Annotated in this window: 15 protein-coding genes; 9 read left to right on the top strand and 6 right to left on the bottom strand. The window is 62.3% G+C overall.

Features of this window, described 5'->3' with window-relative positions; all coding sequences use genetic code 11:
• The first annotated feature begins 309 nt into the window (after positions 1–309).
• From CBM2594_RS26265 to CBM2594_RS26280, 4 genes are all read left to right on the top strand, one after another.
• Positions 310–795: a CzcE family metal-binding protein gene (locus tag CBM2594_RS26265; protein ID WP_116359825.1), complete on the top strand. Its 486-nt coding sequence runs from the start codon at positions 310–312 to the stop codon at positions 793–795.
• 129 nt (positions 796–924) lie between these two features.
• Positions 925–1161: a hypothetical protein gene (locus CBM2594_RS26270; protein ID WP_116359816.1), complete on the top strand. Its 237-nt coding sequence runs from the start codon at positions 925–927 to the stop codon at positions 1159–1161.
• A 407-nt stretch (positions 1162–1568) separates the two neighbouring features.
• A complete protein-coding gene (locus CBM2594_RS26275) occupies positions 1569–3200 on the top strand; it encodes a phosphoethanolamine transferase (RefSeq protein WP_232346782.1) in 1632 nt (543 codons plus the stop codon).
• A gap of 17 nt (positions 3201–3217) precedes the next feature.
• Complete coding sequence (locus CBM2594_RS26280) at positions 3218–4021, top strand: phosphatase PAP2 family protein (RefSeq protein WP_217435659.1); 804 nt, start codon at positions 3218–3220, stop codon at positions 4019–4021.
• Here the strand turns inward: CBM2594_RS26280 and CBM2594_RS26285 are convergent.
• The gene (locus CBM2594_RS26285; protein ID WP_116359826.1) at positions 3986–5251 is read right to left on the bottom strand and encodes a type II restriction endonuclease; all 1266 of its coding nucleotides are present in this window, start codon (positions 5249–5251) and stop codon (positions 3986–3988) included. The genes CBM2594_RS26280 and CBM2594_RS26285 overlap by 36 nt on opposite strands.
• Positions 5252–5531: 280 nt before the next feature.
• On the opposite strand from CBM2594_RS26285, the gene CBM2594_RS26935 reads away from it, so the two are divergent.
• The 5 genes from CBM2594_RS26935 to CBM2594_RS26310 all read left to right on the top strand — a co-directional run bounded on the left by CBM2594_RS26935 (position 5532) and on the right by CBM2594_RS26310 (position 10048).
• Complete coding sequence (locus tag CBM2594_RS26935; RefSeq protein ID WP_223819837.1) at positions 5532–5702, top strand: DUF2933 domain-containing protein; 171 nt, start codon at positions 5532–5534, stop codon at positions 5700–5702.
• 13 nt (positions 5703–5715) lie between these two features.
• Positions 5716–8157 carry a heavy metal translocating P-type ATPase gene (locus tag CBM2594_RS26295; protein WP_116359819.1) on the top strand — a complete coding sequence of 814 codons (2442 nt, stop codon included), beginning with the start codon at positions 5716–5718 and terminating at the stop codon, positions 8155–8157.
• Positions 8158–8221: 64 nt separating this feature from the next.
• Positions 8222–8638, top strand: coding sequence for a DUF411 domain-containing protein (locus CBM2594_RS26300; RefSeq protein WP_053823085.1), 417 nt, complete (start codon positions 8222–8224; stop codon positions 8636–8638).
• 61 nt (positions 8639–8699) lie between these two features.
• The gene (locus CBM2594_RS26305; RefSeq protein ID WP_053821772.1) at positions 8700–9230 is read left to right on the top strand and encodes a c-type cytochrome; all 531 of its coding nucleotides are present in this window, start codon (positions 8700–8702) and stop codon (positions 9228–9230) included.
• A 620-nt stretch (positions 9231–9850) separates the two neighbouring features.
• Entirely contained in the window at positions 9851–10048 is a 198-nt protein-coding gene (locus CBM2594_RS26310) for a hypothetical protein (protein WP_082371627.1), read from the top strand.
• A gap of 214 nt (positions 10049–10262) precedes the next feature.
• Here the strand turns inward: CBM2594_RS26310 and CBM2594_RS26315 are convergent, their stop codons facing one another.
• From CBM2594_RS26315 to CBM2594_RS26335, 5 genes are all read right to left on the bottom strand, one after another.
• Positions 10263–10610 carry a CzcE family metal-binding protein gene (locus CBM2594_RS26315; protein WP_082371461.1) on the bottom strand — a complete coding sequence of 116 codons (348 nt, stop codon included), beginning with the start codon at positions 10608–10610 and terminating at the stop codon, positions 10263–10265.
• A gap of 385 nt (positions 10611–10995) precedes the next feature.
• Positions 10996–11472, bottom strand: a complete 477-nt coding sequence (locus CBM2594_RS26320) for a cupredoxin domain-containing protein (protein ID WP_053821774.1) — start codon at positions 11470–11472, stop codon at positions 10996–10998.
• A 69-nt stretch (positions 11473–11541) separates the two neighbouring features.
• A complete protein-coding gene (copD, locus tag CBM2594_RS26325) occupies positions 11542–12459 on the bottom strand; it encodes a copper homeostasis membrane protein CopD (RefSeq protein ID WP_053821775.1) in 918 nt (305 codons plus the stop codon).
• A 7-nt stretch (positions 12460–12466) separates the two neighbouring features.
• Positions 12467–12853 carry a copper homeostasis periplasmic binding protein CopC gene (gene copC / locus CBM2594_RS26330; protein ID WP_053823086.1) on the bottom strand — a complete coding sequence of 129 codons (387 nt, stop codon included), beginning with the start codon at positions 12851–12853 and terminating at the stop codon, positions 12467–12469.
• 38 nt (positions 12854–12891) lie between these two features.
• Positions 12892–13838: copper resistance protein B (locus CBM2594_RS26335; RefSeq protein WP_345775029.1), on the bottom strand; the 947-nt coding region annotated here is incomplete at its 5' end.

Here is a 13838-nt window from a genome sequence, read left to right on the forward strand (position 1 = left end):
GCGGCGTTTAGCGTCAACGACGAGGACGCCGCGGGCCGCGTCTCAAGCGCTCGCCAGGCTCGTCTGTGCGCAAGAGCGGACCTTCTTCCGGAATGCCTTGGCTCGCGCTGCCGTCAGGGCAAGCGTCGCAGGCGCGGCCCTCGCGACTGACAATCCAGGTCGTTAACCGCGACGACGTACCCATTTCTGCAACGCAGATGGATGCGGGAAAGCTTACGGGGATGTAATTCGCGAGTAACGTCGTCGTGAGTCCCAGCCGCCTACCATGACACCTAAGAGGTTATGCCTCGAAACGTTATGGAGCGCATCATGAACACCAAGAAGACCGCTTTGACCGCTTTGACTGCATTGGCGCTGGCGGCCCTCTCCGTCCTATCCAGTTCACCGGCGTGGAGTGCGGACCAGACCAGAACCAATGCGGGCGACAACTGGGCGGAGCACGTGCGGCGGCAAGCCGCCGACCAAGCCAGCTCACCGGCACCGCTCACAGTGCCCAGCGCGATGGCTATAGCGCAGGCTGCTACTCCATTGGGGCCGCAGGCGACGCTCTTCGGTAGCCTGGCGCCAGCGAACACGGCTGCACGCGCGGTGACGCTCGCTCCCGGCCTGAAGTCTGTCAATGTGGCCTCCGGCGACACCGTTACTTTTCGCAGCGGCGCGCAGGAAGCCACCTGGACATTCGCCGAGCTTGTTCAAGGAAAATCCGTGGATCTTGGCGTCCTGTTCCCAGCGATGCCCAACGCCCAAGGCGTGCGCGTCTATATCGAGCGCAGCAAGCTCTATACCGGTGGCTAAGAAAGGCCGGTTTGCCAGGAGTGAAAACATGACACATTTGTAATTTTGTCGTCAGGCCCTGGTGGGGTACATCTTTCTACACTGCAAGTGCAGGCTCACTGAGCCACTATCGAAACAAGGAGAAATAGAATGCGTACATTGAAGAAGACTGCCTTGGTGGCATTGACCGTGGCAACCCTTGGTGGCGTCGCGGGCATCGCGAATGCTGGCGTCAATTCGCCGCGAGACCCCTTTACCGACGGCGGGCACGCCATGGGCACGCGCGATCCGTTCACCGATGGCAGTCACACCATGGGCACGCGGGACCCGTTCACCGACGGTAGCCACGCCGTAGGCCCTCGCGACACGTTCAGCGACGGCGCCTAAATCTCGGCAACGCGCCGACCCGTCGGGGCGATGGGCCGCTTGCTGGGCCGGTGCGTTGACGCGGGGCGGGTATCGGGAAACTGTCCCGATACCCGTTATTGTGCTTGCGCGCGCGCCGAGGTTCAGCCTTGCCCATGCGCCGGCTCGGGTCGGACCAGGCCTGATCTAGGCAGACGGCATAGGCTGCAGCGGCCGGACCGCACCCAGCCCAGCGAGTCATCATCGCGCCTTCGGCGCGATTCTTTTTGTCTACCGCCGGCTCAACACAGCGTTGCGTGCTGCAACGGCTGCGGCTGGTAATGCCCGGCCTTTCCCCCCATGCGCCAATGTTGGAACCGAATCTAAACCGGTCGCGCCGTGACCCGCCTTCGCCCGACACACCACCAAGCGGGGCGCGCGCAAATTGGGTGGGTCGCCCCTGGCGTCTGGAGGTCGGCGTCGAGACCTTGCTGCTCGGCTGCTGCCTATATTTTGTTCTCGTCCTGAACGGTCCGTTTTGGCGGGCGCTCTTCGCCGAACGGCCGTTGAGCGGGCTGCGCGATCTGGGCTACGGCGTGGCAGTGGGCACCGCGCTGGTCACGGCGCATTTTGTGCTGCTGGCGCCGTTCATGAACCGCTGGACCGCCAAACCGTTATTGACAATATTGGTCGTAGTGGCCGCCGGTGCCAGCTATTTCATGGGTCAATACGGCATCTACCTTGACCCCGGCATGGCCCGCAATGTGCTGCGCACCGACGTGGCGGAAGCTCGCGAGTTGCTGACGCTGCGTATGATGGGCAGCATCGCGCTCTTGGCACTACCACCATTGTTGTTGTTGCCGTGGGTGACGCTGCGCCAGCGTTCACTGACGCGAAGCGTTGGCCTGCGCGTGGTCGCGATGTTGGTGGCCGTTGTTGTCGGCGTGGGGACGCTGTCCTTGGTGTTTAAGGATTTCGCAGCCCAGATGCGCAATCATAAGGAGATCCGCTATCTGCTCGCGCCGGTCAATGTAGTGTACGCCTTTAGCGGGGCGCTGGCACGCGATGCCAGTATCGCGAACCGGCCGCGCCAGCCGGTGGGCACCGATGCCCGGCTCGGCGCTAGCTGGGGCGAGCACAACAAGCCCCTGCTCTTCGTGATGGTCGTGGGAGAAACCGCACGAGCGGCGAACTGGGGGCTCAGTGGCAGGTCGCCTCATGACACGACGCCGAACCTGGCGCAGCGCGCTGTGATCAATTTCGCTCAAGTCACCAGTTGCGGCACCAATACCGAGGTCTCTCTGCCCTGTATGTTCTCGTCCCAGGGACGTCGCAATTACGACGAAGATGCCATCAAGGCCAGCGAGTCATTGCTACACGTCATCGGACGAGCGGGACTGAAGGTGGGGTGGGCAGACAATCAATCGGGATGCAAAGGCGTCTGTGCAGGCCTGCCCACGTGGCAGCCGGATCCTCAGGCTATGTCGGCGTTATGCGATCGCGACCGCTGCCTGGATGAAGTGTTGTTAGCCGGGGCGGAAGCTTTGCGGCACCAGCTACCTGGCAGCTTGGTCGTGGTCCTGCACCAACTCGGCAATCATGGTCCCGCGTACTACCGGCGGTATCCGGCCCGATTCGCGCAGTTCGGTCCGACTTGCGACACCGATGATCTCTCGCGCTGTACCCCAGAGCAAATTCGCAACGCGTACGACAATGCATTGCTGTACACCGATCATATGCTCGCACGCACCATCGACTGGCTACAACAACTCGAGGCGCGCTATGACACGGCCATGATCTATGTATCCGACCATGGCGAGTCGCTGGGAGAGCGCGGACTGTTCTTGCATGGCATGCCTTACGCGATTGCTCCGCGGGAGCAGACCGATGTACCGATGGTGATGTGGTTCTCAGCCTCATTCGCCCACCGCATGCGGCTCGATGTCTCCTGCCTGCGCGCGCGTGCGCGCGAACCCGCCACGCATGACCACTTATTCTCCACGGTCTTGGGCCTGCTGGATATCCGCACCCAGACCCGGGATGCCACCATGGATTTGTCGGCACGCTGCCGCAACGGATAATGCCGCTCATGAGAGAAATGCCGTTGGTTCAGACGCCCGCCAGTCAGCGTTGGCTGCGCCAGCAATGGTGGCTGCTGGCATCGGCCGCGCTGGTGCTGGCCTACGTGTTCCAGCGCACCGAACTTGACCTCTGGCTTGAGGGCCGTTTCTACGATGCCGGTCGGGCGGTCTTCCCATTGCGCCAGCACTGGCTATTTGAAGCGGTGCTCCACAAAGGCGCGAAGTGGCTCACTTACCTCGCCGTAGCCGCGGCCATGGGTGTCTGCTGGCTGGGCTGGCGAGGGCGTCTGCCTTGGCTGCCGCGTCGCAATGTGTTGCTTGCCGCTGCGGGCATGGTGGTGATCCCGTTGAGCGTCACGCTCCTGAAGCTCATGACGGGACGCCATTGTCCCTGGGACATGGCTCAGTTCGGCGGCAGCCTGCCCTATATGCGGCTGCTGGATCCGCTGCCAGCTGACGTCAAGCCGGGACAATGCTTTCCTGCCGGTCACGCGGCCACCGGCTTTCTCTGGGTCGTGTGGGGGATCGCATTGCGTCCCGCCGGCCGTCGTTGGGCGTGGGTTGGGCTGGCTGGCGGACTGCTACTGGGCGGCACACTTGGCGCGGCCCGCATGGCGCAGGGCGCGCACTTCCTGTCGCACACGCTCGCGACCCTCTGGGTGGCGTGGGCGGTAAGTTTGCTACTCGCGTGGGCGCTGGGAGCCGACGTGCGGTTAGCCAGCGCCGCGCCGCGCCAAAGCCAGGAAGACTGCCCGCGCCATCGCAGACCACCGCCAGAACGCGACTCACAACTGTCTCGCGATGGCCTCGATCGGCTTTAAGCCACTGCCAAAGCGCGCAATGCTTTCGCGATGCTCGCGCAGGCTGGAATAGGGGACATAGCGGATATTAAGTGCCGACACACGGCTAAAGGCCGGGCGGCTCAGTTGCGCGCGCACGTCGCCTTCGCGATCATCGGGTGCGACGAGGAAGAGATGCTTGCGGGCGGACTGGTCGGAACCGAGCGCCAGATCCAGCATGCGCACGATGCCGGAATAGATCGAGGTGGTATGTTCGACTTCAAAGGCGGCTTCGACCTCGAGGGTGGTGGCGTTTAGCCAGACAGTGTCAATCAATGGAACGGTATCGCCTCCCGCCACAAGCAGCGCCGGCGGCAACGTTGAGAGACAGCCCTGGCTCAAGGGCTCGCCGTTGTACAGCCGACTTCGGTCGTTCGTGGCAATCCAAACGGCAAAGCCGAGCGACTTGCCGAGATCGCGCAGCCATCCCTGCACTTCGGTATGGGTGGCGTCTTCGGCCTGCCCCAGCTGAATCTGCCTGGCAAGCGCGGCAGCCTGCTCGCGCACCTTGGCCAGTTCCTGCTGCCAGACGGCCACATCGTGGGCCTGCGCTTGCCGCGGTGGCAGCGGATAGCGCTGCATGCCGATGTCAAACAGCAGGCCCGCGATCGCGCCAAGGTCATTGGAGAGCAAATCCCGATAACGCTGATTCAGGGCGAGCACCCCCTCGCGCATCGCCAGATAGTGATCCCATTTGCCAAGCTTGACCGACGAGCCTGTCAGGGCGTTATAGCCATTGACAATCGCGGTATTGAATGGCATCACCAGCGTGGGATGAATGAAATACAGCAGGTTGGCCGCCGCCGGCCCGAGACCCTTGATGCCGAGGCTGCTCAGCTGGCGAATCGCATCAAGGACTTCGGATTCGGTGTCACAGCAGTTGCAGGTATGGAGCAGTCTGGCAAAAGCACGCTGATTGTCGGCATGCTCATAGATGTCTGGAATGCGCAGTTTTGGCTTCCACAGAAAGGCGTGATCCGCGCCTTTGAAAATCTGCCGTTGCTCTGCGATTGAAGACACCACGGTCTCGAGCGATGACCCCCGATACGCGTTGCCGAATGTACCGGCCTGGATCTCGTCGACCACCGCGCCGATGCCACGCCGAATCGAGCGGAAATTCTTCAGCCGCTCCGGCCAAAGAAACCAGGTTTGATAGGCGCCGGCGGGATCGGTCTTCCAGCGCTCAATGAGGATGCGGATGGTGTCGGTCATGGTGTGCATTTTTGCCGGGCAGTGTATCACCGTGAGGCCTTTTGACCTGGCGCAATGTTGACGCGAACCGGCTTGACCTTCCCATTATCGGAAGCTCTACCGTTATCACAAGAAAGCTGGGCGCGGCGATTGACTGCCGGTCAGCTTCCCGTCATGGTCAAGTAAAGAGTCTGTCATGAAAGCATGTCATTCCCCATCGACGCATCACGGCACCAACGCCGGCCAAGTCCGTCGGTTTCGCTGGTCGCTGCGTTGGGGGATCGTCCTTGCTGCCGTGGCAATGATCGCCGCCATCGCGCTCGGGATGCCGCGTTGGAGTGCGGTTGCTTCCTGGTTGCCGTTTGCGCTAGTGTTATTGTGCCCGTTGATGCATCTATTCCATGGCGGCCACGGGCGCAGCGCGCCTTCGAAAGAGGGCGGCGATCCAGTGGACGGACAGCGCCACGACTAACAGGAGGCCTTCCATGAATGAACCCAGCAGCCAGCGCCACCCACCGAAAGCGGGCCACCATGACAACGCAACAAGCCCCGGTCATGGCGCGCATGCTGACCAGCACCATTCCCATGGCCACGGTGCGCCGCACGAGAGCCCTGTGTCAAGTGTCGGCACGGCCAAAGATCCGGTCTGTGGCATGGTGGTGTCGGCTGACTCGGCATTCCAGACCCAACACGCTGGCAACCCTTATTATTTTTGCAGCGCATCGTGTCAGCGCAAGTTCGAGGCGGACCCGGCCAAGTATGCCGTGGCTGCGGCAGCGCCTGCCGCGGCCCCTTCAGCCGCCCCGGATGCGGAATCGGGGCCGCCGGGCACGATCTACACCTGTCCGATGCACCCCGAGATCCGGCAGGATCATCCCGGCAACTGCCCGAAATGCGGCATGGCGCTGGAGCCGCTGTTGCCAGACCTGGACGAGACCGAGAATCCGGAGCTGGTGGATTTTCGGCACCGTTTTTGGTGGACGCTGCCGTTGACGGTGGTGACCACGGTGTTGGCCATGCTCGGCCATCGATTCGGGTGGATGCAGGCGGCGACGCAGAGCTGGGTCGAATTGGTCCTGTCGACGCCGGTGGTGCTTTGGGCGGGTTGGCCTTTTTTCGTGCGGTGCGCCCAGTCGTTCCTGCATCGCAGCCCCAATATGTGGACGCTGATCGGTCTGGGGACCGGTGCGGCCTATGCCTATAGCGTGGTGGCAACCGTGGCACCGGATGCGTTCCCGCAGACCTTTGCCGCCCACGGCCGCATCGGCGTGTACTTTGAGGCCGCGGCCGTCATCATCTCGTTGACGCTGCTCGGCCAGCTGCTTGAACTCAAGGCGCGATCGCAAACCTCCGCGGCGATCAAATCGTTGCTCGGGCTCGCGCCCAAGACGGCGCGCCGCATCGGGCGCGATGGCGCCGAGGAGGATGTGCCTCTCACTCATGTGCATGTCGGCGATTTATTGCGCGTCAGGCCCGGGGAAAAGGTGCCAGTCGACGGCATCGTGACCGAAGGCAGCAGTTCGGTGGACGAATCGATGATCACCGGTGAACCGATGCCGGTCACCAAGCGCGAAGGCGACCGCGTTATTGGCGCCACCATGAATACCTCAGGCAGCCTGATCATCCGGTCGGAGAAGGTTGGCGCACAAACGGTGCTCTCCCAGATCGTGCAGATGGTGGCGCAGGCGCAGCGCTCAAAGGCGCCGATGCAACGCATGGCCGATAAGGTCGCGGGCGTGTTCGTGCTCGGCGTCATCGGCGTCGCCGTGGTGACGTTCTTTGCCTGGGGCCTGTTCGGTCCACCGCCGAGTTGGGTGTTCGGTCTGATCAATGCAGTTGCGGTCTTGATTATCGCCTGTCCCTGTGCATTGGGGCTGGCCACGCCGATGTCGATCATGGTTGCCAGCGGCAAGGGCGCCACCAACGGCGTGCTGTTCCGCGATGCCGCCGCGATCGAGAACCTGCGCAAGGTCGACACCCTGATCGTCGACAAGACCGGTACGCTGACCGAGGGGCGGCCAGCCTTCGAGCGTGCAATTGGCGCCAATGGCTATGCCGACGACGAGGTCCTGCGGCTGGCGGCGAGCCTGGACCAGGGCAGCGAACATCCGCTGGCCGCGGCGCTGGTGGAGGCGGCCCGCATTCGTGGCTTGGCGCTGGAGAAGCCACAGGACTTTGAATCGAGCACGGGCATCGGTGTGCGCGGTACGGTCGGTGGGAAGACACTCGCCATTGGGAACACGGCGCTGATGCAAGCCGACGGCATCGACACCGAGGCGCTGCGCGCCCAAGCCGATACGCTGCGCGTACAAGGCGCGAGCGTTATGTATCTTGGCGTCGATGGCCGTCTGGCCGGGCTGCTGGCGGTGTCGGATCCCGTCAAAGGCTCAACGCCCGAAGCGCTGGCGGCCCTGAAGGCCGAGGGCATCCGCGTGGTCATGGCCACCGGCGACGGCGTGGCCACGGCAAAGGCGGTGGCCGCAAGGCTGGACATTGCGGAGTTCCACGGCGAAGTGAAGCCTGCGGACAAGCTTCAGCTGGTGAGCCAACTGCAGCAAAGCGGGGCGGTGGTCGCCATGGCCGGTGACGGCATCAATGATGCCCCGGCGCTGGCCAAGTCGGATGTGGGCATCGCCATGGGCACGGGCACCGATGTGGCGATGAACAGTGCTCAGGTGACGCTGGTCAAAGGCGACCTGCGTGGCATTGCGCGCGCACGCGAGCTATCCGAGGCAACCATTCGCAACATGAAACAAAACCTTGGCTTCGCGTTTATCTATAACGCGCTCGGGGTACCGTTAGCGGCAGGGGTGCTGTACCCGTTCACCGGTTTGCTGCTTTCGCCTATGATTGCCGCGTTGGCAATGAGCCTGAGCTCGGCCTCGGTGATCTCCAATGCGCTACGCCTGCGGCAGGCAGAGATTTAAGCTGGCGATGAGGCACTCGACCGGTGCTGACTTGTCTATTGACATGATGTTTTTCGGAGAATCCATGAAGTATTTCTTGGCCACTGCCGCATTGCTCGCGGCCGCCACCGGCGCGCAAGCGGCCTCGCCGACGCTAACGGTGTACAAGGATCCCAGTTGTGGCTGCTGTGCAGAATGGGTCAAACACGTGAACCAGGCCGGCATCCAGACCAAGGTCATTGATTCGTCCGACATGACGGCGGTCAAAGCCAGGCTCGGCGTCCCGACCCAGTTCGGCTCCTGCCATACCGCGGTGATCGATGGCAGCGCGCAGGTGGTGGAGGGGCACGTGCCGGCAGCAGCGGTGCGCAAGCTCGCTGCGAAGCCGACCTTGAAAGGGGTCGCAGTGCCCGGCATGCCGGCAAACTCGCCAGGCATGGGGCAGATGGACGGAAAGCTTGTGACAGTGGATTTTAGCGGCAAGCCATTCTCGAAAGACTAGGACTGCAGCGGGGCTGCGCGGGTAAGCGTTGCCAGAACTTCAGAACTGCCAGACAAAGGACATGGAAGAGTCAACTCAGTCGCGCTGGATCGTGGCCTGCGTGTTGGTGGTGGCCGCCGCGGCGGCCACCGGGGTCGCGCTCAAGGCGAAACGCTATCTGGAGCCACCCTCCGGTGGACCGCAGACGCTCAGGGAAGGGCGCCAACTGCGCATCGATGCCACGGATGCCGCGCAGCTCGGTCGCGGCAGGCAGCTGTACGCACAGGCCTGCGCGTCGTGCCATGGCGTCAAGCTCGAAGGCCAGCCTAACTGGCGCGAGCGGCTCGCAAATGGCCGGATGCCGGCGCCCCCGCATGATGCATCGGGTCATACCTGGCACCATGCGGACGCGGTGCTGTTTGCCATCACCAAGAACGGGCTCGTTGCCGGCGTGACCGCGCCGAGAGGCTATGTCAGTGACATGCCAGCCTTCGGCCAGTCGATGTCGGATGACGACATCATTGCCGTGCTCGCGTACATCAAGAGCACTTGGCCTGAGAAAATGGCAGTAGCGCAGCGCGAAGCGACCGCGCAGTATGCGAGCCCGAAGTAGCGACCCAAGCAAACACCGCAAGCAGGCGCTCCGGTCAGCGATGGCGCCTACGTCCGTTTCGAGCCTAGCCTGGGCTGCTGCAGTGACCCTGCACGAGCTGTCGCGGTGTGTACGCCACAGCTGACGAACATGTCGCGTTGAGCGGCCGGCTTGCTGGTATTCAGGCGCTTGGATCGCGCCTGGTAATTTCTGTCTCTTGCCTGCCTGCCCGCTCGCGCGTGGCACACAGCTGTATGCGAGCAGCGGTCGCGCGCCGTCGAAACGGCTCGAACACGCGTGCCGCTACGCCGATGACTCGTCGTGGGCGAAGATCGGCGAACGCTGCGCCGCACTAATCCCCTTACGTCGTCCAGAAGAGATACAAAAGCCCAAGCACGACCAGCGCCGCCCCAATGATCGAGTAGTAGCGCATGCCATGCAGGGGCTGGTCTGGATGGCCTCGCCGGTGAAAGACGAGTCTCATAGCCGTTATGGAAAGTCGAGCATTGCCATATGGTAGACCCAGCGCCGGTGATTTACCTTGACGTGTCTGCACGGCGGTCATTGAATGAATGCTGAAACGCGTCGCCACGAGAGCGGAACCATCCGCCGATTCACTTCTAGGGGTCCTGGAGACTACGATGCTGACACCACATGAAGTGGCCACCCTTATGCTGATCGACGACGCAGCCCCCAATCTCGCCGACCTCGATCACGCGTCGATCGAGGCATTGATTGAGCGGCAGCTGGTGCATCTGGAAAAATTGGCTTACGGCGATCGTCTGCACATCACGCCGCGGGGCAGTGACTTTTTGCATGCTCTCGCTAAATTGCATTAGGCTGGTCTGCAAACGCACTTGCGCACTGAAGGCTATGCGTTGCGCGTTGCGCAGTATGCCGCGATATGGCTAGACCCGGCGGTGCCCCTCGGGTCTGCAAGCGCCAAGTCAGCGGACCAAGGCGGACGTTCCACCGCCTACTGGTCCGGATGCGGCGTGGGGGAGGGCTGTCGAAGTGGTCGTCTGGCACAGCGTCCAGTAAGCAACCAATACGTCATGAGCTGCCCCGATAGAGCGGGCTTGGCGCGATGATGGCCGTGATGCCTTTGGCTTCCGGCAGATCCGGCAAAAGGAAGTTCAGCGCAACTGCCGATCGTCCACTACTTGTGGTCATAAAGGTCCAAGCCACCGTGCGGTTGGCGCCCCGGAAAGCAACGGTTTCTCCAGAGGTGACATTAACGTATCGCGCACCTGGCCGCAGCGTGATCGACCGAGTCGCCGTCTCGACGGCAGCGACGGTACCATACAAATCGGCCCTAGCAGGTGGCAAAGGCGCACACGCCGACGCCATGCCGAAGGCAGAGAGTGCCAGTGCGATCCGTAAAGCCTGCGTGGTAGTCATAATGAGACTCCCTGTCGATGTGCGGCAAGGTCTAACGGACCCGCCTTTGCGACAACCCGACTTCCACCCGCGCCAAGGACGCACGCAGCTTGGTGCTGCGCTGATCTGTGGGCAACTGGCAAGGCTACCGGCACCCAAACGCGAGTTGCCGCACGATCTAGTCTAATCAGGGCATTCCAACGATAACGTTGCCCAAACGTTACATTCTGGACAGGTAACAATGTGGTCCACGTCATGCCCCACAAGTCAACGCTTCCAAGTGGGGAGGATCACGCGCAAGAAAACGGGTCCGCCACGGCGGCACCATGACCCAACCTACGCTGTCGAACCCTCAGCATCGGTGCGCCGTTTTGTTCGCCGCCGGACGCACCCGTCGTCGCGCTTTTTACTTGACGGCCACCTTGCCGACCATGCCGGCTTCGAAATGGCCCGGCACCAGACAAGCGAAGTCGACGGTCCCAGGACCGTCGAACTGCCACACCAGTGTGCCTTGTTTGCCAGGTGCGAGCATAATCTGGTTCGGGATAGAGTGCTTAGCATCAGGCATGCTGCGCATCATCTGCGCGTGCTCTTTCAACTCAGCGGCGGTACCGATCACCATTTCGTGCTCCACTTTGCCGACATTCCGCACGACAAAACGCACGGTTTCACCGCGCTTGACCTGAATCGAGTCGGGCGCGAACCGCATCGTGTCGCTCATGGTCACGTTAACCGTGCGTGAGACCTTGGCCGGCTTGCCCGGCTGACCGGCAGCGGACTTACTGGCGCTAGCTGGGCTCGCATGGCCCTCCATGCTGCCGGCAGCCCACACCAGCATCGGCGACAGCCCCAACACCAGCAGCAACGACTTGAGCGTCTTCATGGCATCTCCTTGGCGGTTGTTTGAGAGCAAGACAAGCGCAGCCTTGCTGCGCGGTTCGTGAAAACGTGGCTACATGCCCGCGGGGGATAGGATGCCGAGCGAGGCGACAAGAGCTAGAATGAGCGTTGCCGCACTGGTCTCGAACATCAGGCTGCGCCGCAAGGTACGAACGGCGACGGCATGGTCGCCCGTCCGTAGGGCATGCTCCAGGCGCGGGCTCAGATGAAAACGGTTAGCCGCGGCAAGGGCGAGCATGGTACCGAACAGCGCCAGCTTGGACGCCAGCAGTCCACCGTATGAGTTCAGCGACAGTTCTGGCAAGACCGGACCGACAATCAACCAATAGTTCACTGCGCCGGTAATGACCAAGGTTGCGACAACGATCATACCCACCTGAGCGAAGCCGTTTGAGGTGCGGCTCAGTAGGGCAACCTTGGCAGGTGTGGCAGAGGGATGCGACAACAACACGAACGCGAGCAGAGCGCCGACCCATGCGCCGGCGGCCATTAGATGCGCGATATCCGAGGCAAGGTGAATGTAGCGTCGAATGCCATCATCCATGGCGCCATGGCCGCCCCAGGCAAGCGTGGACAGCGCGACGCCGCCCGCTGCAGCCAGAACCCAGAATTGAAGTTCTGGCCGTTTGCGGACAAACAACGCGACCAGCACGCAGAGGACCAGGGCAACGAGTCGCACGACCCAGGCCGCGCCAAACGCGGTGCCTGTCACAATCATTTCGAAGACATGGCCTTGCAGTTCGGCGTAGGATGCGGCACCGGTCATGCCCTTGGCCATGATGGTGATATTGGCCAGCGACAGGACGATGCCCAGGGCCGCGACCGCCGCGCCAAGCGTCAAAAAGCGCGCACCCGTTGGCGACGCCATTTCCTCACGGCGCAGTGCGTACAAGCCAAACAGCGGCAGACCAAACAGTGCAGTCAGGTCGAAATAGAGTGCGAAACGCACTGCAACAGTTGCCCAGTCCATCGGCGGATCACTTCACGGTGAACGCGATGTTGCCATTAATCGGGTGCGTGTCGGACGACACTGCACGCCAATCGACGCGGTAGCTGCCAGGCGCCAGCGTCTGGGCCGGGGTGATCACCATGGTCTTGGGGTCGTCGCTGCCGGCAACCTTGGCGGCAATTTTCATCGGCGCATGGTTGGCCATGCCGGGCATGCTGGTCATGACGAGGCTGGCCCCGGAGAATTGGGTCGCGAGGTTCTCTGAAAACTTCAGCTCGATCTTCTGCGGCGCCGCCACCTCGGCCTTGTCGGCGGGCATGGACGATACCAGCTTTGGATGGGCGAAGGCTGCAGTACTAGCCAGCACAGCGGCGGCTGCCAGAGCGGCACGAATGGTGAAGCGGGGCGCTTGCATGGTGAACTCCAAATATGAGTGTGGATTGAAATACGTGGTTAGAACCACATGCGAACACCCGCTACAAAACGGGTTTCGCCACTTCGGCCGCCGGCGGTGCGAACCATGTCGGCGGTATTGCCAAAGGTTTGGTACCGTTCAATGCCGATATAGGGAGCGAACTGACGGCTGAACTCATAGCGCAGGCGCAGACCCACGGCACCGCTGGAAAGCCCGCTGCCCACGCCGACCTCGGGATCGTTCTTGCCATAAAGATTGGCCTCGATTCGGGGTTGCAGGATCAGGCGCTGGGTAATTAGCAATTCATACTCGGCTGACAGGCGCAGCGCAGTGCGACCTTCGGTGCCGATATAGCCAGTAGCGTCGACCTCGAACCAGTATGGCGCCAGGCCCTGGATACCGAAGGCCAGCCAGTTTCGGGTTGGCCGGCCATAGCCGGCATCGTTGCGGATACCCAGCTGCGTGTCCCAATAGGTGGCAATGGCATGACCCCACAGCAATTCGGTCCGCGCCTCGTGGATCTTGCGCCTCTCGGATTCGCCTTCGGCCTTGATCACGAGGCGGTTAAAGCTGCTGCCAATCCACGCTTGCGCCTCATAGGCAGCGGCATTGCTCTCATTTCCCTTGACCCATTCCAGCCGGTCAACGAGTACCGAGGCAAATAGGTGTTCGTCTGCCATGTGCAGCGAACGGTGCGGACCAATGGCGTATTGACCCACGCCGAGCTGATAGCCCCCTGAGTAACCGTGCGGGTCGCGCGCATCCGCGGGCGCGCTCCCCCCTTGCATCTGCATGTCGCCATGATCCATGCCTTGCATCGAACCCGTGCCTTGCATCTGGCTGTGGTCCATGCCCTGCATCGAACCCATGCCCTGCATCTGGCTGTGGTCCATGCCCTGCATCGAACCCATGCCCTGCATCTGGCTGTGGTCCATGCCCTGCATCGAACCCATGCCCTGCATCTGGCTGTGGTCCATGCCCTGCA

It is taken from the genome of Cupriavidus taiwanensis, assembly GCF_900249755.1.
Taxonomy (GTDB): Bacteria; Pseudomonadota; Gammaproteobacteria; order Burkholderiales; family Burkholderiaceae; genus Cupriavidus; species Cupriavidus taiwanensis_D.